Below are 19972 nucleotides of genomic sequence, written 5' to 3'. Positions count from 1 at the left end.
ATGCCCAGACCGGCAACCGCTTGATGGAACGACACTAATCGCCATCTTGAGCAAATGAAGATCTTCATCAGTTCGCTTATCGCCGGTTTCGAGGACATGCGCGCCGCCGCCGTCGCGGCCGTCCGGTCGCTTGGGCATCAGCCCGTCACGGCCGAGACGTTTGATCCCGGCCTGACGTCGCCTAGGATCGCCTGTCTGAAAGGTGTGCGAGATTCGGACCTCGTGGTGATGGTGCTCGGTAGCGCCTACGGCGCGGTGCAGCCCAACTCCGATCTCTCCGCAACGCACGAGGAATGGCGCGAGGCGAAGGACAGGCGGCCCGTGATCGCATTCGTTCAGGACGGCGTTGACCGTGACGCCCGGCAGGCCGAATTCGTCCGGGAGGTGCAGGATTGGACCGGCGGGTTGTTTCGCGGTGGGTTCCGCGACGCGGACGATCTGCGCGATCAGATGACGCGCACTATTCACAGGCTGGAGCTGTCGAGCGCCACGGCCGCGGTGGACGCTACCGAGATGCTGGCGCGGGCGCAGGCGCTGATTCCGCGCGAGGATCGGGGCTTCGTGCGGATGACCGGCCCGTTGCTGCACATCGCCGTCGTCGGCGGGCCGGCCCAGACTATCCTGCGGCCGATGGAGATCGAGAAGCCGGAACTCGCCCGCATGCTCCTGCGCGAGGCCACCTATGGGGGGCATCCGATTTTCGATCCCGCACACGGCTCGAAGCAGGATCTTCCCGCGGGGATGCTGCGACTGGTCCAGGACACCGGTGCCGAGATCCTACTGGACGAGCGCGGATCGATACGGCTCAGCGTCCCCGTCGCAAGGGGTACCGGCATGATGGGTGCCCTGATCGAGGAGAACGTCATCGACGCCCTTGACCGTGGTCTGGCCCGTGCCGCCGATATCATGGGCCGGATCGACGATGCGCAGCGCCTCTCGCGGTTGGTGGTCGCGATATCCTTGGCCGGCAACGGAGTGATGGGTTGGCGGACGCGTGGCGAGGACGCGGCAAGCCCGAATTCAATGACGATGTCTAATGCGTTCAGTCAGGGCGAGCGCCCGCCGATCCACTTTCAGCCGCCCGACCGGCCGCGTGCCGCGCTGGAGTTCGATCGGACCCGCATGGTCGAGGATCTTGTGACGCTTTTGAGGCGGCAGTTCAGATAGATCATCCCTCGGCCAGCGGGTGTCGACGTGCTCGCTGACGTGGGCGCAGTCGACTGAGGGGTGTCGACGTGACTTCTCTCGATCAACTGAGCGCCCGGATCCTGTCGAGCAGCACGATCGTCGCCCGGCAGCCGTCCCCGGGTTACCGCTCACTTCAGCTAGACGCCCCTTGTCGTGGGAGATCGCTTGGCGCGCAGCCGAACGACACGATTTTTCCCGCGCAAGTTAATCAACCAGCCACGGTGCGTGTATCCTCGCTTCGCGACTTGCCGCGCCGCGTGGGCATTAGCCTCAGCCAGGGCCCAACGTGCACCGCGCCATCAGGCCATACATTGTGGCCAACCTTGACGGGTATCATTCGCACGGGTCGCTCATTTGTGGGCCAATGAGCGGAATGACGCCGCAGATCGCCTCGACCCGGTCCGCCCAACGCTGCAACGCTGCCCGCTTCTCCTTAGCATAGCGGTATAGGTGGTAGGTACCGGCGATCCCGCCCTGCGTGCCGGAGATGTGGTTGAGCACCGCCTCAGAATGCTCGAGCGGAACCTTAAGTTCGGCGCATCCCGTGGCCATTGTGCGCCGCAGATCGTGCATCACCCAGTCCGCAACGATCCGGTTGGTCGCGCGAGCGACAAGTTCGTCGATGGCGAGTTTCGCCTTCGAGAAGCCTGAGATTGGGGTCTTGCCCGTGGTGGTCAGGATGAGGCCATCGCCCAACGTCAGCTTCCGCAGGTGCTTGAGAAGAGCCATAACCTGTCGGCTCAGCGGCACAAGGTGGACCCGCTTGTTCTTCGTGCGGGTGCCTGGGATGATCCATTCCTTCTTGGCGAGATCGATCTCGTCCCACCGGATGCCAGCAACCTCGCGCAGCCGCTGTCCCGTCAGAAGGAGCAGGAGGACAAGGGCTCCGAACTGCCAGGTGATTTTCGATGCGACGCCAACGACGAGTTTGATCTCGAACTTCTGGAGCACGCGCTCCCGCTTCGGCTCCGGGAACGGACGCTTGAGTCCGACCAGCGGATGGCTCTCAAGCTGGTCGTGCTGGATGCCCCACGTGTACATGCGACTGAGCCACTTGTAGGCCTTGTTCCCCGCCGAACGGCTCCGTTCGCCGACGTGGGCCAGCATCTTCTTGACGTCCTTATTGGTGATTTCGGTCACGAGCTGCTCGCCGAACCAAGGCCGCAGGTCGCGGTCGAAGGTGCCCTCGATGTCTTTCCGGCTGCGGAGCTGACCGGCGATGACGTGCTTCTCGATGAAGCGGTCGGCGAAGGCGCCGAACCCGAACTCGCGTCTAGCGCGCGCGGCCGCCTCCTCGGTCTCGGCCGCGAGTTGTTCGGCCATCGCCGGGTCGATGCCCGTCTCGACCACCCTGAGCATTTCCAGCGCCCGTTCGCGCGCGGCGTCGGGGGTCCAGGGCGACCCGTGCGTCCCAATCGTCAGTCGCTTCGCCGTGTTCGATTTCCCGCCGACGCGATACTGGACGACGTAGACCTTACGCCCCGACGCGGACATGACGACGCCGAAGCCCCTAACCTGGTCGTCCCAGAGCCAAGTCCGCTTGCCCTCGGCGGGCGCCTCCATCGCGTCCACCGTCCTCTTGGAAACCTTCGCCGTTGCCACCTCAGTCCTCCTGTTCCGATTGGTACTCATCCGGCACTCAGCCCGAAGGAAACGGGAGGCAGCAGTGAGCAATCGAGACTAGGATACTATCGGTCTTGCACTCAGGGAAACCCACGTCGGGCAACATTAGGCAACGCTATCAAACACTTATCGTGGACTTGGTAAGGCTGAGGTCGTGAGTTCAATCCTCACCGGCAGCACCATTTTTTCAATGACTTAGAAGCCCTTCGGGGCCGCGTCCGATGAGCCAGGCATCACCAGGGCATCACGCCGTTCGCTACGGAGCGGATCGACAGAAGCGTCCAAGCGTTGCGGCGCCGCGCCGGACGGCACGCCGTTATCGACCGAAGGACGTGGAGCTTCGCAGCGAGTCGTGGCGCTGGCACATGCTCGGATGGTGAAGCGAAGGCTATCAGCCGTCCGGAGTGGATGATCCTCCGTCGGGGTGCTGTCAGTCTAATGCGAACCGCTTTCCGCACGATGAACTAGGACGGATCGACATTCATCGCAGCCAGATCATGGCGGCGGCGAGGTGGACGAAGCCGGTGAAGTGGATGATTCGGCGGTCGTAGCGAGTGGCGAAGCGTCGGAAATGCTTGAGGCGACTGAAGCATCTTTCGATCTGGTTGCGATGTTTATAGATGGCGGCATCATGCGGGATGGCGACCTTACGGTTGCGCTTGGACGGGATCACGGTTTCGGCGTTCATCGCGGCGATCTGGCTACGTAAGTCATTGCCGTCATACGCCTTGTCGGCAAGTACGGCTTTGCCGCGCTGGCCTTCGAGCAGTCCAGGTGCCGAAGCGATGTCGCTGGCTTGCCCGGGCGTGATGTGAAAGCGCAAGGGCCGGCCGAACGTGTCGGCGAGCATGTGAACCTTGGTCGTCAGCCCTCCTCGGGAACGCCCCAGCGCCTGATCCTTGGCCCCCCTTTTCCGGTCGCTGCCTGTTGGTGAGCGCGAACGATGGTGCTGTCGATCATCAGATACTGGTTGTCCCGGTCGGCCGTCAGCGCCTCGAACACGCGCTCCCAGACGCCTGCATGGCACCATCGGCTGAAACGCCGGTGCACCGTCTTCCACTTGCCGTAGCGTTCCGGAAGATCGCACCAATGCGCGCCAGAGCGCAGCACCCACAAACATCCATTCACGAACAAGCGGTTATCCGCACCCGTTCGGCCAGGATCAGCCGTCTTGCCCGGACCAGCGACGCAATCCGCAACCATTGCGCCTCGCTCAACTCGTACCGCTTGATCCCCACCGGCCGATACGCTGGATAGTCTCCAGCCGAGCCCTCGCGGACGCGAACAGCACCACGGTGTTCAAAGACCGGATGTCGATTCCCTGCGAGATTCGGTGGCACGTGATTAGGCAGTCGATCTCGCCGTTGGCGAACGCCACGAGATGCGCCCGGTCGTCATCCGCGTAATAAGTCCGGTAGCGATGCGTGTAACGGTCCACGATCTCCAGGATGCGCTCGCCATATTCCCGCGTTTCCACGAAGACGATGCAGCGATCGACGATGGTCGGGTCCTCGGCCAGACGGTCGGCGAACACGTCCGGCTTGAGCTCCGCCGTCTTGTAGACCCGCGCGATCTCGGTCCAGATCTCCTCCTGGCTCATCGGACGCCCCTCACGGGCACGGCTCGCCTGCTTGGTGTAGACCTAGCGCAGGCGCTGACGGTCGCGGTCCGTTAGGTCGTAGTGCAGCGGCTCGTAGTCGAACTCGCTGAGCACACCCCTCGCGATCGCCGCCTCTAGCGGGAAGCGGTAGAGCACGGGACCGATCTCGCTCTCGAGGAAGTCGTTGCCCTTTGCGTCGTAGGCTCTGTCCGGCGTGGCGCTGAGACCGAGCCGCCAGCGGAATCGGTCATGCGTGCCATCAAGATCGCGCACGGAAGACGGCGTGCCCAGCCCGTGAACCTCGTCGTGGATGATTATCGCCTTGGCCGCATTGGCCTTGCTCAACCCCCGCATGAGGCGCGGCAGCTGCCCGCGGGAGATCACCATGAGCGAGGACGCCGGATCAAGCAGGTACTCGTCCAGATCGTGGTGGCGTTCATACTGGCGGTAGATGACCCAGCGCCGCCCGGACCTGGCGACCCACTCCTCCAGCTCAAGGGTCCACTGGTCCAGTAGATCGGTACCGTCCATCGTCACGACCGCCGAGACCACGTCGCCAGCGACGGCGAGGTCGGTGAGGATGCGTAAGGCCGTTCGCGTCTTGCCCGTGCCGGTCGCCATCTCGAGGACGCCGGCACCGGTCTCCATGAACGCCGCGACCGCCTCGTCCTGATGGCGCCACATCGACGGCGTGGGAGGCGCCTCCACGGCCGCACCCTCCTTCGCCGGCCCCGGATTCCTCGGCGCCCGCGCGCGCAGCCGCTCGATGACGGCCGGCGTCGGCTCAAGGACCCGCAGACCATCCGCGGCATCACTCCATGCCTCCTCGAACTGGGCGCCCTTGACCTCGACGCGGCGCCGTTCGTCCGGGAGCCAGCCGCGGAAGACGTCGATGCTTTCGTAGTTGCGGCGCTGTCCCGAGCCCGTCTCGTTGGCCGACCCGGTGAACGCCAGCTGGTCGCCATCCTCGAGCGTCACGATGCCGATCTTCTCATGATAGAGCCTGGCGTCGTCGACGTGCTCCGCAAAGGCGAACTTCAGCTTCAGGCGTCCGTTGGCGACCAGCCGCCAAGCAGTCGGCTATGGCAATGCCGGGATCGCTGACTCAGCCATTCGTCGATACCGTTGCTCAACTTGAGTCCGTCTGACGTTTGATCCCGTCGAGCATCTACAAGTGCAGCTCGCAGCCCGCGACGCGCCTTCCTCGTTGTTAGTGGCATGGCAGCGCCTGCCGCTATTGCCGGTATTCGCAACCGACAGGGCCGACATGCCCGAGTTAGGTTGGCCGACTTGGACTAGGGCTTGTGGGGATTCACATGTCGCCGTGGACGTGATTCAAGTTGCGGATGGATCGTTTGATTTTGACCGACGCCCAATGGGCGAGGATGGAACCGCATTGCCTGGGCAAGGCGACGGATCCCGGCCGCAGCGGGACGAACAACCGGCTGTTCATGGAGGCGGTGCTGTGGATCGCTCGCACGGGTAGTGCGTGGCGTGATCTGCCGGTGCATCGCGGCAACTGGAGCACAGCCTTTCGCCGGTTTCGTGACTGGCGCGCTGCCGACGTGTTCAAGCGGATATTCGATGCCTGCTCGGACGAGCCGGACATGGAATATGCGATGGTCGATGCCACGATCGTGAAGGTTCACGTCATGGACAAGGCGCAAAAGGGGGACTCAGAGCCAGGCCATCGGCCGCTCCAAAGGCGGCGTGACCACCAAAATCCTGGCGCTGACCGATGCGTTGGGCAATCTCGTACGCTTCGAGCTACTGCCCGGACAGCGGTTCGACACGATCGGCGTCGAACCGTTGCTCGATGGCGTCACCTTCCGCGGGCTGATCGCGGACAAGGCGTTCGACACCAACGCGATCATCACTGACCTCAACCAGAGCGGTGCCAAGATCGTGATCTCCCAGCACCCTCGGCGGATCGGCGCGTTCCGGATTGACCGCGACCTCTACAAGTGGCGCCATCTCATCGAGAACTTCTTTGCAAGCTCAAGGATTTCAAACGCATCGCCATGCGTGCCTGCAAAACCGACCAAAGTTTCTCCGCGATGATCTACCTCACCGCTGCCGTCATCAACTCACGATGAATCCCCACACACCCTAGCTGTACCTGCGCAGCTCTAGCCTGCCGATCGCGTCAGAAGGCGACGAGCGGCTTCCCTGATTGGCCGATCGAACGAGAGCACTGCCACCTCTTTCAGCAAGCGCTCCTAAAGGATCAAACGTGCCCCAGATTTGCGAACTTCATAGGTAACATGGTTGAACGAAGTGAGTTTCGCTAAAGTAGCAGAAACTGTGCTAAGCGGTTGCAATTGCGCTGATCACCTAAGAAGTTTGTAAGGGCCAGTGGCATTTAACGACTTGTGCGACGTTTCCGGTGTGTGAGCGAACGTCGGGCATCACCGGGACATCACCGCACACAATCGTCCACTGAGTTGCGCAAATACTAATCGGACCCTTGGGTGCGACGAGACGCCAGCGAGGGATGCGGGCCGCGTGGTGTTTCCGATTGATCTCGCCCGCTTGGCGAAGCAGTCCGTGGTCATGGCCGACACATCCCGTCGCTCCAAGCTCCCATCCGCATAGGGAGTGGGCCGAGGACGAAGAGTTTGGCATCCACTGATACGGTTTGAAATCCAAGCGAACCCTCGTCGCTCCTGCGAATTCGCGCCACCCCCTCCTGATCCCCGGCCATAAGTACCTGTTTAAGAAGGCGGACGACTGTAAGGCGCAGCAGATGTGGTCGGAGGCACTCGCCTTCCCGATCGGCGTGTCGGCCGGACTCCCCGTGCCCTGTGCTTTGTTGCCATTGATGAGGTCACCGGCGAGGCGGAGGCTCTGATCGAGTTCTTCTACGGCTATCCGGGCGAGCAGCGCGCCGCTCCGCTGGAGCACTGCTTGGCCAGCGTGACGACGTCCTGGGTAGGCGCTTGCTCGTCATCTGCCCCACACGGCACCTTGCGCTGTGTCGACCGGTGCTGCCCGAGCACGCGGCACACCCGTCGCTCGGATACCTCCAGCACCTCTCGCACTTGATCGATGCACCGACGACGCCGTGCGAGGCTCAGAAGTTTCTCCGCGCCGCCTCCTGCAGGATGAGCTTGTCCAGCGTCAGGTCCGAGATCGCGCGGCGCAGCCGGGGGGCTCTCCTGAGCTTGTCGAAGGGTTCTCCTTCTACAGATCCTTCATGCGCGCCGAGCCTGATCCGTCTCCAGGCCACCCTACTCCTTGCGCCAGCGATAGCAGGTCTGCTTGCTGACCGCGATGCGCCGACCGGCCTCGGCGGTCATGCCGCCCTGATCCAGCATGATCTCAACCTCGCGCAGCGTGCCGGTAATCTCCTCAGGCTTGTGCTTCCTGGCAGGCGTTCGTCGTCCCTTCCTCGATCCAGACCGCCATCGTCGATGGACCACTCAGAAGGGGCAGCTCTCCCGGGCAGATGCACCCCGGCAAGCCAAACGAAAATAATTTCACTTTAGTCGCTAACAATAAAGTTTTAACAGTGTTTCAAAACTGGGCAATTGATTACACTATAGGCTGGTGAAATATCGCATTATGTCGTTGTGTAGATATACGTTGATTAAAACATTGAATTTGCGGCAAACAATTCAAATCGGTCCTTGGAACGAAGTAAATTCTGCCCGACCTAACCATTTATAATATATAGACTTATTTAGCAGGCAGAGTCCGGACCGATACCACACTAGCAGTGACTCTTCACGGCGCGCCCTGGCCCTTGACTCAAAAATGGCTTTCACCCCTAATCAGCGCAGTAATCGCGTCGGGAGGGTAGTGGAGGCTCATCGATCACGTAGCCGTAGCAGCGGCCGTATCGCTGGGGTGACAAGTTCGGGAAAACATACATCCGCTAGCCATAATCGTCGCGCGTCGGGAGATGTGCATCGATCGGACGGCATGCCGAAATTTGGCCGTAGAGCCGTGCCGCAACGCGCCGGGCCGGGGATCGGCGTGCCCTAAAGTCATCGGGTCCGAGTTTCCATGATCGTCCTACATTGGCTGTCATCTATTCAGGGAGGTTATACGACGATGGGTAACAGTTCGAACTTTACGGCGGCGAACACGACGCTTGGATTTGCTGCCGATGCGAACGTCGCAGCAGCGGTAGCCGCGCCGCCGACCGGAAAGGCTTACGACGTCAGGACCGGCCTTGCAGTCACCACGGCGTTCGACTTCTATGTGCCCGCTACGAATGCTGAAACCCTGCGCCAGTGGCACCTGACCCGGCTTGGCGATATCCTTCCGGTATGGCAGGAATTTACCGGTCGCGGCGTCAGCGTCGGCATCTATGACGAAGGTGTGCAGAGCACGCATTGGGACTTGAGCGCCAATTACGATTCATCGCGTCATGTCGTCATTGACGGCGTCACGATCGGTGGCAACGAGGCTCCGGGGCCGCACGGCACCTCGGTTGCCGGCCTGATCGGTGCCGCCCTCAACGGTCGCGGCGGTGTCGGTGTCGCATTCAACGCCTCGCTCACCAGCGTGAACATCTTCGATCCCGACAGCCCCCTCTATGTGAATGGCGGCGCGTCGTTCTTCGATGCCATGTCCCAGATGAACCGGTATGACGTCACCAACCATAGCTGGGGTTCATACAACCCGCTTATCAGGTCGTCTAATTCACGCGGCGTCGTGGCAACGGCCCAGAACGCTCTCGCGCAGGCCGCGGAGATGGCCGCCGAGACGGGTCGAGCCGGGCTTGGAACGATTATCGTCGCTGCCGCGGGCAACACGCCGGACGATGGCCAGAACGATGGCTGGAAGACCGATCGCCATACTATCGCGGTGTCCGCCTACCGAGAGGCCGATGGTGCGGCATCGAGTTACAGCAACCACGGACCGCACCTCCTCGTCGCGGCGCCGTCAAGCGATAGCGCAATAATCGGTGGCACCGGTCTCGTCACGACGGACCTGCTCGGCGAGGCCGGCTACAACACCTCCTTCGATCCGCAGGGCGCAGCCGACTATACCAATCAGTTCGGCGGTACGTCGGGCGCGACGCCGATCGTCACCGGTGTCGTGGCCCTGATGCTCGACGCAAACGACGATCTCGGCTGGCGCGACGTCAGGAACATTCTCGCGGCCTCGGCCAAGCTGCCGGTGGCGTTCGAAACCGGACCCGTCGCCATCGATTTCCAGTCCGGTTCGAGCACGGCACGGAGCGTCCTGAACGAACGGTCTTTCCAGCTCGCCGGCGATGCCGCGGGCTGGAACGGCGGTGCGATGCACTACAGCAACGACTATGGCTATGGCGCGGTCGATGCCTATAACGCGGTGCGGATGGCCGAAGTGTGGTCGCTGTTCGGAGCGGCCGGGACATCCGCGAACGAGGTCTCGGTTTCCACGGGCGTGGTTCCCGTCGGGTTGACGTCGAACGGCTCGGTCGATTTCAACAGTGCCGCTCCCGGACAGTTCGCCGGCGGCTTCCTGGAAGAGCCCGTCAGGTTCAATTTCGCGGTCGGCCAGAACGTGGATGTCGAGCATATCGACCTGACGCTCAATTTCAGGATGCCGGTGGACGTCTACGGCAACGAGAACCAATTGTTGGGATCTGCCTTCGCGCAGATGTTCATCAGCCAGATCGCACTCGTCGCACCGGACGGCACGACCGCCTTCACGGCCCAGACGGGTCAATTGGCGCAAGTCGACCGGAACTCTCCGGATCAGGAGTTCACGTTCGGATTCTCGGGATTCCGGGGCGTCGCAACGCAGGGTGAATGGACGCTTCAGTTCATGAATCTCGACTTCGACGCGAGGCCCTCGTTCTTCGGGCTCAACGACACCCGCCTGACGATCAACAGCCTGACGATGGACATGTTCGGCGCAGGCGCGTCGCGTGACGACGTGCATAGCTATACCAGCGAGTTCTTCACGATGGCGGCCATCGCCGGAGAGGGGGCCCGTCGCACGCTGTCCGACACGAACGGTGGCAACGACTGGATCAACGCTGCGGCGGTGGCGGCGAACATCGACGTGTCGCTGGTCGAGGGCGCAACGACCCGCTTCGGCACACAGGATGCCTTCACGATCGCGGCGAACAGCCGGATCGAGAATGTGGTGACCGGCGACGGCGCCGATCGCCTGACCGGCAACGGGCTGGACAACAGGCTGTACGGCATGCGCGGTGCCGACTGGCTGAACGGCGGGGCCGGCAACGACAGGCTGTTCGGCGGTGCGGGCACCGATGTCTTCGCGTTCGATACGGCCGGGATCAGCGGTTTCGACCAGATCCTCGACTGGAGCGGGGGCGACCGGATCGCGACGACCAAGCAGCTGCGCGGTGCGGATGTGACGGGTCTCATCACGGTCGGTTCCAACGCCTTGCTGCTGCTCGACAACAGCCTTCGCGGCGACACCGCGGAACTCGTCGGAGAGGGCGGCGCGGTACTGCGCGCAGCCGGTCGGTCCAGCGGCTACTGGTGGTACGACTTCGTCTCCGACGGGACGGACGGCTTCACCGATGGTCGCGTGATGGAGATGGCGTCGGTCCAGACCGGCTCCGTGAGCAGCGATGCCGGCGCACTGCCTGGAGCGTTCGCCGCATCGCTGGGTGCGAGCGGCGCCGGTACGACGTTCGAGATGCAGGACGCAGCCTTCTACCTGTACGACACGATGGGCGACGCCATGTCGACGGGCGCGCTGACCCTGGCCTGATCCGGCCGACCGGGGCGGCGCCACGCCGCCCCGGTCCTTTTCTTGACATCGGAGTCTGTTCCCTTGGCGACCCTGCTCAGCATAGGCGATCGACGCACGACGTTCGCCCATCGGCGGCGCCTTGCTTTCGGTAGCGCCAGCCGGGTTCAACCGGTCGCATCGCGCGGGCGCGGTGGGCGGCTGGTCGCGTCGTTGCTGCTGCTGGCAGGGCCAACGACCGCCTCCGGCGAAACACTGGCCGATGCGATCGTCGATGCCTATCGTAGCAATCCCAGGCTGCAGGCCCAGCGCGCCGAGTTGCGGGCGCTGGACGAAACCGTGATCGAGGCGCTGAGTCCCTATCGCCTGGGCGCGCAGATCGCCGGCAACCTCAACTACAACGAGCGTCGCCAACGCGGCATCTCGACCGAGGGGTTCACGCTGTTCGAGCAGCGCACGATCGGCGTGGCGCTGACCGTCAATCAGCTGTTGACCAGCGGCGGACGCACCGCGGCGCAGGTGTCGGCCGCGGAGGCCGATGTCCTGTCGGCTCGCGAACGCCTGCGCGAGCTGGAGAACAGTACGCTGCTGCAAGTCGTGGACGCTTACGTATCCGTCCGTCGCGATCAGCAGTTGATCGCGATCCAGTTGCGGGCCGTGGAAAGTTACGATCGTCAGGTAAGGCAGAACCAGTCGCGCGAACGGGAGGGCGATCTTGCCCGGACGGACGTCTCGCAGGCTCAGGCCCAGCTCTTCATCATCAGGGCGGCACTGGCACAGGCGAAGGCCAATCTGGAACAGAGCCGCTCCCGCTTCGCCACGCTGGTCGGCCGCAATCCCGGTGCACTCGATACCGAACCGCCGCTCCCGGGCGTGCCCGCGACATCGGGAGAGGCGCAGACGCTGGCGGCTGACGACAGCCCCGTGCTGTGGCAGGCGAAGCTGGCGGAGAAGGCGAGCCGGCACAGGATCGCCGCCGCCCGGGCCGAACGCAACCCGACGATCGCGGCGCAGGGGTCGTTCGGCTACGTCAATCCGCTGGGCTTCCAGACCCGTGATCTGGGCAGCAACGTCGGCGGGGGCGTGACGTTCACGCTGCCGATCCTGACCCAGGGCGTAGTGGGATCACGCGTCCGTGCAGCGATCGCGGCGCAGCAATCGGCCGGCTTCCAGATCGAGGATGCACGCCGAAGCATTGCCGCCGGCATCCTCAATGCCTGGAACCAGACCGTCACCGCGCAGGAACAGTTGAGCGCCGGCATGGCTGCGATCCAGGCGGCAGAGGCCGCGGCGACGGGCGTCCGTCGTGGTTTCGGAGAAGGACTGCGCTCCAACTTCGAGGTGATCGACTCCGAACAGCGGCTGCTCAACGCACAGGTTCTCGTCGTGAACGCGCGATATGGCCAGTATCTCGGCCAGGCGACGTTGCTGGCGTTCATCGGCCGCCTTCGCGCGGATGCGCTGGTCTGGGGCGTCACCCCCTATGATCCCACGAACAATCTCGTGCAGCAGCGTCGCTCGCAGATCGGCCCCTACGTGCCGTTCGTCCGCGCCTACGACAAGCTGTCGGTACCCAGCGGCCGGAGCCGCGACGCACCCGTGCCCGCGCCGGTGCCGACGCCGCAGATGCTGGCGACGACAGCCGCAGCGCCGGGGGGGCCGCTTGCCAGCGACCTACCCGACTTGCCGCAATCCAGCACCACCAAGAGGGAGATAGTACAATGAACCGTAAGACCGCATGGATGATGATGGCCGCCCCGATTGCCCTCGCCGCGACACCGGCCGATGCCGCAACGTTCCTGTTCCAGATCACGGGAGCCTATCAGGCGAGCTTTTCGGTCGATACCGACGATCTGATGCCGCCCGCCGAGGTCGCCGCGGGCTATTTCACGATTCTCGACACGCCCGGCACCTTTGGTGGCGTGACGCAGATCGCGCGGTCCGTGACGTTCAATACGACCGCCTGGGATGGAGGTCTGACGATCCAACTTCCCGATGACGATTTCCGCGGCTTTCTGGGCTCGCAATTGTTCAGCGGAACGACCGCGATGCCGACGCTGCTGACCGGCGTCTACACGCTGGCATCGGACATCGATCAGTCCGTCGTGACGCTGACGATCACGCCGGGCATGGCCGCCGTGCCGGAGCCTGCCACATGGGCGATGATGATCGGCGGCTTCGGCGCGGTAGGCTTTGCGGCGCGGCGTCGCACCGCGAACCGGCGGACCGTCCGCTTCGCCTGACCTGCCACGATCATGCATGCGCCCGGCCCGAAACGGCCGGACGCATGTTCTACGACCGGAAAGCCCCGATGTCCGACAACGCTGCTCCCAATCCCCTGTCCCATGCCTTACGCGCGGCGCGGCGGCATCTGTGGGCCGCGGCGTTGTTCAGCGGCCTGGTCAATATCCTCTACCTGGCACCATCCATCTTCATGCTGCAGGTCTACGACCGCGTCGTCCCCACCCGCGGTGGAGCCACGCTGCTGGCTTTGATCCTGGTGTTGATCGTGACGTTGGCGGTGTTCGCGGTGCTGGACCTAGTGCGCATGCGCTTGCTGTTGCGTGCCAGCGTTCGGCTGGAGAAGCTGGCCGCTCCTGCTATCCTCCACCGCATTCTCGATGCCAATCGGGCGACGGTCTCCGACCGGATGACGGCGCTCCGCAATTTCGACACCGTGCGGGGAACATTGGTCGGACCGGCCGTGGTGGCCGTGTTCGATGCACCCTGGACTCCGGTGTATCTGATCGTTTGTTTTCTGTTGCACGCATGGATCGGTTTACTGGCGGTGGCCGCGCTGGTGTTGCTGAGTCTTGTGGCATTCCTCGGCGAGCGTGCAACGCGGTCGGGAATTGCGGCATCGACTGCGGGCGCGGGCGTGCTCACGCGTTCGCAGGATTACTCCATCGCGACAGCGGAGGTCGGACGTGCGCTGGGCATGCGCGACGCTCTGGTCGGCCGGCATCTGTCGGAGCGCGCGAGCGTAGTGGCCGATCAGGGCCTGGTCGCCAGGACATCGGGCGGCTTTCTCGCAACTACCAAATTCCTGCGGTTGCTGTTCCAATCTTTGGCGCTGGCGCTGGGCGCCTGGCTGGCGATCCAGCAGAGCATATCGGCTGGCGCGATCTTCGCCGCGTCGTTGCTCGTCGGTCGGGCACTTCAACCCGTGGAACAGATACTGGGCGCGTGGAAGAACGTGACCGGCGCCCGTGCCGCGTACCAGGGCCTGTCCACGTTCCTCGCCCTGAATTCCTCAACGGCTCCGCCCACGACATTGCCGGCCCCGGAAGGCCTGCTCCACGTCGAGAGGGTCGTTGTTCGGGCACCTGGCAGCGACAAGATGATTCTGAAGGCGGTGAGCTTCTCTGCCAAGCCGGGGGAGGTCGTTGCGTTGGTCGGACCCAGCGGCGCAGGCAAGTCGACCCTGTTGCGCGCGCTCGTCGGTGCGATCCGACCTGACGCGGGCGAGGTCAGGATAGACGGTGCCAAGTTGTCGGATTGGGATGCGCAGGCTCTCGGTGGATATCTGGGGTACATGCCGCAGACACCGACGCTGTTCCCCGCCAGTGTCCACGCGAACATTTCGCGGTTCAGTAGATCGGAAACATCGGGTGATATCGATGCCGCGGTGATCGACGCTGCACGGCGCGCGGGCGCACACGAGATGATCCTACGTCTGCCGCAGGGATATGACACGATGCTATCGATCCGCGAGAGCGGCGGCCTCTCTGCCGGGCAGCGGCAACTCGTCGCGCTGGCGCGGGCCCTGTTCGGGCGTCCCCGCTTCCTGTTTCTCGACGAGCCCAACGCTCATCTCGACACGAATGGCGAGGTGATGTTGGCGGGTGTCCTAGCGCATGCAAAGGCGAACGGCATCACGACGATCGTTTCGACGCATCGCACCGGCCTGTTGCAAGTTGCCGACCATATCCTGCTGCTTCGCGATGGCGAGGTAGAGTTCTTCAAGAGCCGCGCCGAGGCGATGGCCGGGCAATCTGCGCAAGGTGTTTCAGCGCCGCAGCAGGGGCCCAAGGTAGTGGCGGAGGTCGGAGCATGATCGCGGTGGCCCCGGCGCACGGGCGGTTCGGCGATGTCAACGATCTTGACGACTCCCCGCGGCGGGCGCTGATCGTCGGCAGCGGTGTCGCGATTCTGTTCTTCGTCGTCTTTCTGGGCTGGGCCGCCATGGCGCGACTGGACGCAGCGGCTTTCGGCGGCGGTCAGGTTGTCGTTGCCGGCAATCGGCAGGTGATCCAGCACCGCTACGGCGGAGATGTAGAGCAGGTGCTGGTCAGGGACGGGCAGCGCGTACGCGCCGGCGATGCCCTGGTCCGGCTATCGGGGTCCGAAGTCGCCGCGACGGAACGCGCGCTCGCAGGAGCGGTAATCGATCTCCAGGCACAACGGGCGCGGCTCGAAGCGGAGGTGACCGGCGGGACGATCCGTTGGCCCAAGGAATTCGCGCAAGTCGAGGGCGCGGACCGGTTGCTGGTGGACGCGGCCAAGCGGCTTCAGCTCGCACAATCCCAGGCGCAGCGTAATCTTTTGTCGTCTCGCTACGGTATACTGCGATCCGAACGTGATCAACTTGCGAGGCAGATCCAAGGCTTCGAGGCGCAGTCCGCATCGACGGCGGAGCAACGAGAATCCTTGCAGGCGCAAATGGAAAGCACGCGCCGCCTCGCCGAGAGCGGGGATGTTTCGCGCAATACCGTCCGTGCGCTCGAACGAAACATGGCGGCACTGGACGGCAGCAACGCGGATCTAATCGCACGGGCCGCCGCGTCTCGCGCCCAGGTCGCGGGTACGCGCGATCAGGTCGCCCAAGCCCGTCGGCAGCTCGTCGACGAAAACGCGAAGATGCTCCGTGAGACGCAGTTTCAGCTCAATGATGCGCTGCCCAAGTGGATCGCCGCAAAGGAGCAGGTGGAGCGGACGATCGTCCGTGCGCCGGTGTCGGGGCGCGTCGTCGACCTCAGGGTGCATTCCGCGGGCGGTGTGATCGCGGCCGGACAGCCGATCCTCGACATCGTACCTGATGCCGCCCCGCTGGAGGTTCGCGCGACCTTCGCGCCGGAGGATATCGACGGTGTGGTGTCCGGCAAGCCGGCGGAAGTAAAGTTTCTGTCGCTGCACGACCGCGACCTGCCGATCCTGATGGGCGTGGTCCGGACGGTGTCGGCCGATAGCGTCCGCGACGATCGCACCGGGCTCAGCCAGTTCACCGCCACGATCGTCATACCCGACGATCAGGTGGCCATGTTGCGAGCGGCGCGGGGCGCGGACACCGGTATCCGCGCCGGCGTACCCGTGCAGGTAACTGTCACGCTTCAAAAGCGAAGCGCACTCCAGTACATGCTAGATCCCCTGACGGAGACTTTGTCCCGGTCCTTCTCGGAGCGTTAACCAAAGCGCGCTGTTAGCCGCTCCACTTTCCGCTTGCTTCGATACAAGACGTATCAATCCATATCCTCGTCGGTTGCATGAGCTATTTTCCGCCTATGGATCATCCGACACAAGCACCTTCGCGCTCATATGAGCTGCCCCCGTCTGAGTGATCCATTGACTATGACAGTCTGGATCGAGGAAGGCCGCGAGATCGTCTACAGCCTCGTCGAGGCTAGGTGCTGATTCAAGCCTGGCGGCGGCACTACACGCCGAGCGCCCACACAGTAGCCTGGGCTACCGCTCGCCGGCCCCGGAAGCGGCCACGCCGCCATTGCCGGCCTCCCGATCCGCTTCGCTCCACCTATAGGCAACAATGGCGGAAACCACGGTGCACTAACTATCTACCCGGACCACCCCCTGGGCGCCGCTCAGTCGGCGGAGCAGCGGCAAACTCCTGGTGCGAGTCTGCAGAAAATCTTCGTCAAGTTTTCTGCTGCGAAACGCACTTTTATATTGAATAGCGCCTGCAAGCCGATATGCTCAATATTATACCATATAATATGGGTAAGTGGGGGGCTGTATGACGAAGGCATATCTATCCATGACTTGTGGGGTCATGGCGCTCGTGTTCGGTACGAGCAGCGCGCACGCTCAAGACGATTCGGCCAGACAGCGACAATCCGCAGACGCGTCTCGCAGTCAGTCGGCAGTCTCATCCGATAGCACGGCCGAGACGGAGGAGGAGGCAGCCAAGAATGCCATCATCGTCGTCGGTATTCGGGGCAGCATCACCAGCGCGGTCAATAAAAAGCGCAATGCGAAGCAGATCGTGGACTCCGTCGTTTCGGAAGACGTCGGCAAATTGCCGGACAACAACGTCGTCGATGCCATTGCTCGAATTCCCGGGGTTCAGATCACCCGAGAACGGGGGCAGGGGCAGGAAGTGTTGATCCGCGGTCTGGGCGGCGTTCAGACAACGGTCAACGGCAACAACGCCAATTTGGGCACCGCCCGATCGATCAGCCTTGCCGACGTTCCGGCCGAACTCATCAAGGCCGTCGACGTATTCAAGACGCGTACGGCGGATCAGGTGGAAGGCAGCATCTCCGGTACGGTGAACATCGAACTGCGCCGGCCCCTCGACCTCAGCAAGGGATTGACGCTCGCGGGCAGCGCGCGCGGCCTGTATGACGATATCGCCAAGAAGGCTGGTCCCTTCCTGAGCGCCTTGGTAGCCTATCGAGCGGAAACCGGGATCGGCGATATGGGCTTTCTGGTCAACGGCTCCTTCACCCGCCAGAATTATCTGGAGACGTTCATCCAGAGCGAGTCGCCGTCAAGGGTATGTTGCGGTGACGACGAGACCGGAACGGTCGATTCCAACTCGTCACGCGCCCGGCTGCCGGCCAATTTGCGCAACATCATCGTTCCATTCGCGGCGCGGTCAGGCATCGACATCGGATATGTGGATCGCCCATCGCTCAACGCCGCATTTCAATGGGCACCCTCCTCCAATCTCAGTTTCGTTGTCGAAGGACTCTACACGGGCTCACGCGAACGCCGCGAGCTCAACCGATATTACGCCATCACAGGCGGATATGGTGAGACTCTTACCGACATCTCGATCAGGCCGGACGGCCGAACGGTCGATAAGGTGACGATGATCTCGAACCGACCGGGCTCGATAGCCGTCGGGATCGACAATCTTTACATCAGAAGCCAAAACAGTTTCTACCAGATCAACGGGGAGATGAGATGGACGAGCGATCGCGCCGACATCACATCGAGCATCTTGCATAGCTGGAGCAACTCCGGAAACTACAACATCCAGAACCTGCCCCGCCCTCCGCTATTGGAGCGGACTACGGTCGATTTCGCCAGCAATGTCGGCGGGTACTCGGTGCCGACGATTACCCTAGAAGGGATCGATCCGACCAATATCAACGATCTGGGACTGGAGCGTTTCCAGGATCTTCGCGGCAGCGATCACAACAAGGAATATCAGGCTCAGGTCGATCTGACCCTCAAATTCAGCGAGACCGGCTTTCTTCGTACGTTCCAGGCCGGAATGCGCGCCAATCGCCGCGAGGTAGCAAACAGCTTTGGCTTTCGTGATGCGTTTCCGAGAATAGTGATAGGGGGCGAGGAGTTTTTCGCTCCCCTGGCGGCTTTGCCGGGGGCCGAGTCCGCTCGCCCGATCGGGCCACCCATCAGGGGAGCACAGCAATGGGCAGCGATCCCGGGCAAGGTGCTTTACGACAGGATCGCTGACATCCGTACCTATCTTCAGCAGGCCGTACCAGGTCAGGGAGGCGCCCAATTTGCCACGGTTTTCCCACAAGGCCAATTGGGGCAACAGTTTGCCAGCCGTGAAAACAACTTCGCACTCTACGGTCAGATCAACTATGGTTTTAAACTAGGATTTCCGATCGACGGCACGATCGGACTGCGGTACGTCAACAATTTCGGCACGAACCGCAGCACTGCCACGGAAAGAATTCGGCGCACCGTGAACGGCGAAATCGTAGAGAATGACGTCAACCGGGCTGCATTTGCCCGTGGGAATTTCGTCGATCTCTTGCCGTCCGTGACTGCGACTGTTCATTTCACCGACAGAACGCAGATGCGTCTATCCTACACGACGAATGTCCAGCGCGCTGGCTTCGGTGCGTTGAGTCCATCCTACTTCATCAACCCGAATGACAATCCGCCAACGGTCGATGCTGGCAATCCGGACCTCAGGGCGCAGCGGGAGCGTTCGTATAACGTGAGCCTTGAAAACTATTTTAGTCGCGGGGGCATCCTCAGCCTTGCCGGCTTCTATAAAAAGGCGACCGGATTCCTCTATTATGATCGTGAACCGATTCTGGATCTGGGTCGTTACGGCCAGCCGGGTCGGTCCGGATTCTTGCGGACCAACCGGAATGGCGGAGCTGGGGAATTCATCGGCACCGAGGGACAGGCGCAGGCGTTTTTTGACTTCTTGCCTGGCGCCCTGGCCAATTTCGGCGCTTCGTTGAACGGCACCTATATGATCAAGGCGCGGCAGGTCCTGCCGTTCGAGGAAGGATTTCCGGGCGCCTACGACGGTAACGGCGTTTCCAAATGGACTGCCAACGCGGCACTGTTCTACACCACGCCGATGTTCAGCACTCGGATCGCGTATAATTATCGTTCACCTTATAGAAACGGCGCTGATCTTGGAAACCCGGAATATTCGCAGTTCTCGGACGCAACGGAACGTCTCGACGTAGCAGTAAACTACACGCCGAAGCGGTGGGTCACGTTCTCGATCGAAGCCACGAACCTGACCAACAACAATGCATACCAATATTTCGGTAAGGAAAACCTGCTCGGCAGTGGTGTGCGGCTTCAGGCGCGAACGGTGCAAGGCAGCATTCGCGTTCGGTATTGATGTGACATGGAATGGCGCGCGTGTCGGAAGACACCGCGCCCTTTCCGGGAGTTCCCCGGACATGTCGACTGCCGCGATATTCCTATTTTGCATCT

At 62.7% G+C, this 19972-nt stretch carries 11 protein-coding genes and 4 pseudogenes; 9 read left to right on the top strand and 6 right to left on the bottom strand.

The annotated features are described in order from the left end of the window. Window positions 1-54 precede the first annotated feature (54 nt). Entirely contained in the window at window positions 55-1167 is a 1113-nt protein-coding gene (locus tag AC0CH8_RS02465; protein ID WP_465238535.1) for a DUF4062 domain-containing protein, read from the top strand. Window positions 1168-1521: 354 nt separating this feature from the next. Here AC0CH8_RS02465 and AC0CH8_RS02460 read toward each other — a convergent pair whose 3' ends face one another. From AC0CH8_RS02460 to AC0CH8_RS02440, 5 genes and pseudogenes are all read right to left on the bottom strand, one after another. Further along, window positions 1522-2790 (bottom strand): tyrosine-type recombinase/integrase, encoded by a 1269-nt coding sequence (locus tag AC0CH8_RS02460; RefSeq protein ID WP_465238534.1) that lies wholly within the window; start codon window positions 2788-2790, stop codon window positions 1522-1524. A 502-nt stretch (window positions 2791-3292) separates the two neighbouring features. After that, window positions 3293-3871, bottom strand: coding sequence for an IS5 family transposase (locus AC0CH8_RS02455; protein ID WP_465238533.1), 579 nt, complete (start codon window positions 3869-3871; stop codon window positions 3293-3295). Next, window positions 3775-4014, bottom strand: a pseudogene (locus AC0CH8_RS02450) (transposase); the annotation flags it as partial. The pseudogene AC0CH8_RS02450 and the gene AC0CH8_RS02455, both read right to left, overlap by 97 nt. Window positions 4015-4024: 10 nt before the next feature. After that, complete coding sequence (locus AC0CH8_RS02445; RefSeq protein ID WP_465238532.1) at window positions 4025-4411, bottom strand: helicase-related protein; 387 nt, start codon at window positions 4409-4411, stop codon at window positions 4025-4027. Window positions 4412-4453: 42 nt separating this feature from the next. Then, window positions 4454-5389 (bottom strand): DEAD/DEAH box helicase, encoded by a 936-nt coding sequence (locus tag AC0CH8_RS02440; RefSeq protein ID WP_465238531.1) that lies wholly within the window; start codon window positions 5387-5389, stop codon window positions 4454-4456. A 368-nt stretch (window positions 5390-5757) separates the two neighbouring features. Here AC0CH8_RS02440 and AC0CH8_RS02435 point away from each other — a divergent pair. Continuing rightward, a pseudogene (locus AC0CH8_RS02435) lies at window positions 5758-6507 on the top strand (IS5 family transposase). An 807-nt stretch (window positions 6508-7314) separates the two neighbouring features. Here AC0CH8_RS02435 and AC0CH8_RS02430 read toward each other — a convergent pair. Next, window positions 7315-7728: pseudogene (locus AC0CH8_RS02430) on the bottom strand (transposase); the annotation flags it as partial. 739 nt (window positions 7729-8467) lie between these two features. Here AC0CH8_RS02430 and AC0CH8_RS02425 point away from each other — a divergent pair. The 7 genes and pseudogenes from AC0CH8_RS02425 (at window position 8468) to AC0CH8_RS02395 (ending at window position 19877) form a co-directional block, all read left to right on the top strand. Next, window positions 8468-11095, top strand: a complete 2628-nt coding sequence (locus AC0CH8_RS02425; protein ID WP_465238530.1) for a S8 family serine peptidase — start codon at window positions 8468-8470, stop codon at window positions 11093-11095. Window positions 11096-11158: 63 nt separating this feature from the next. Continuing rightward, entirely contained in the window at window positions 11159-12799 is a 1641-nt protein-coding gene (locus AC0CH8_RS02420) for a TolC family outer membrane protein (protein WP_465238529.1), read from the top strand. Continuing rightward, window positions 12796-13317: a PEPxxWA-CTERM sorting domain-containing protein gene (locus AC0CH8_RS02415; protein ID WP_204199132.1), complete on the top strand. Its 522-nt coding sequence runs from the start codon at window positions 12796-12798 to the stop codon at window positions 13315-13317. The genes AC0CH8_RS02420 and AC0CH8_RS02415 overlap by 4 nt, the downstream gene beginning before the upstream one ends. A 44-nt stretch (window positions 13318-13361) precedes the next feature. Then, on the top strand, window positions 13362-15131 hold the full coding sequence (locus AC0CH8_RS02410; RefSeq protein ID WP_465238528.1) for a type I secretion system permease/ATPase: 1770 nt from the start codon (window positions 13362-13364) through the stop codon (window positions 15129-15131). Continuing rightward, window positions 15128-16480, top strand: coding sequence for an HlyD family type I secretion periplasmic adaptor subunit (locus AC0CH8_RS02405; protein WP_204199134.1), 1353 nt, complete (start codon window positions 15128-15130; stop codon window positions 16478-16480). The genes AC0CH8_RS02410 and AC0CH8_RS02405 overlap by 4 nt, the downstream gene beginning before the upstream one ends. Window positions 16481-16669: 189 nt before the next feature. Then, window positions 16670-16829, top strand: a pseudogene (locus tag AC0CH8_RS02400) (integrase core domain-containing protein); the annotation flags it as partial. A gap of 249 nt (window positions 16830-17078) precedes the next feature. Further along, window positions 17079-19877: a TonB-dependent receptor gene (locus AC0CH8_RS02395; RefSeq protein ID WP_465238527.1), complete on the top strand. Its 2799-nt coding sequence runs from the start codon at window positions 17079-17081 to the stop codon at window positions 19875-19877. Window positions 19878-19972 lie beyond the last annotated feature (95 nt).

The organism is Sphingomonas sp. AC435, from assembly GCF_979253005.1.
Note: the sequence above shows the minus strand (reverse complement) of the source record. Positions and strands in the feature narration are given on the sequence as shown.

Bases quoted from the DNA above. Each gene is read 5' to 3' on its own strand.
- AC0CH8_RS02405 (WP_204199134.1), top strand. From the start codon at position 15,128: ATGATCGCGGTGGCCCCGGCGCACGGGCGGTTCGGCGATGTCAACGAT.
- AC0CH8_RS02445 (WP_465238532.1), bottom strand. From the start codon at position 4,411: ATGAGCCAGGAGGAGATCTGGACCGAGATCGCGCGGGTCTACAAGACG.
- AC0CH8_RS02425 (WP_465238530.1), top strand. From the start codon at position 8,468: ATGGGTAACAGTTCGAACTTTACGGCGGCGAACACGACGCTTGGATTT.
- AC0CH8_RS02395 (WP_465238527.1), top strand. From the start codon at position 17,079: ATGGCGCTCGTGTTCGGTACGAGCAGCGCGCACGCTCAAGACGATTCG.
- AC0CH8_RS02410 (WP_465238528.1), top strand. From the start codon at position 13,362: ATGTTCTACGACCGGAAAGCCCCGATGTCCGACAACGCTGCTCCCAAT.
- AC0CH8_RS02465 (WP_465238535.1), top strand. From the start codon at position 55: ATGAAGATCTTCATCAGTTCGCTTATCGCCGGTTTCGAGGACATGCGC.
- AC0CH8_RS02415 (WP_204199132.1), top strand. From the start codon at position 12,796: ATGAACCGTAAGACCGCATGGATGATGATGGCCGCCCCGATTGCCCTC.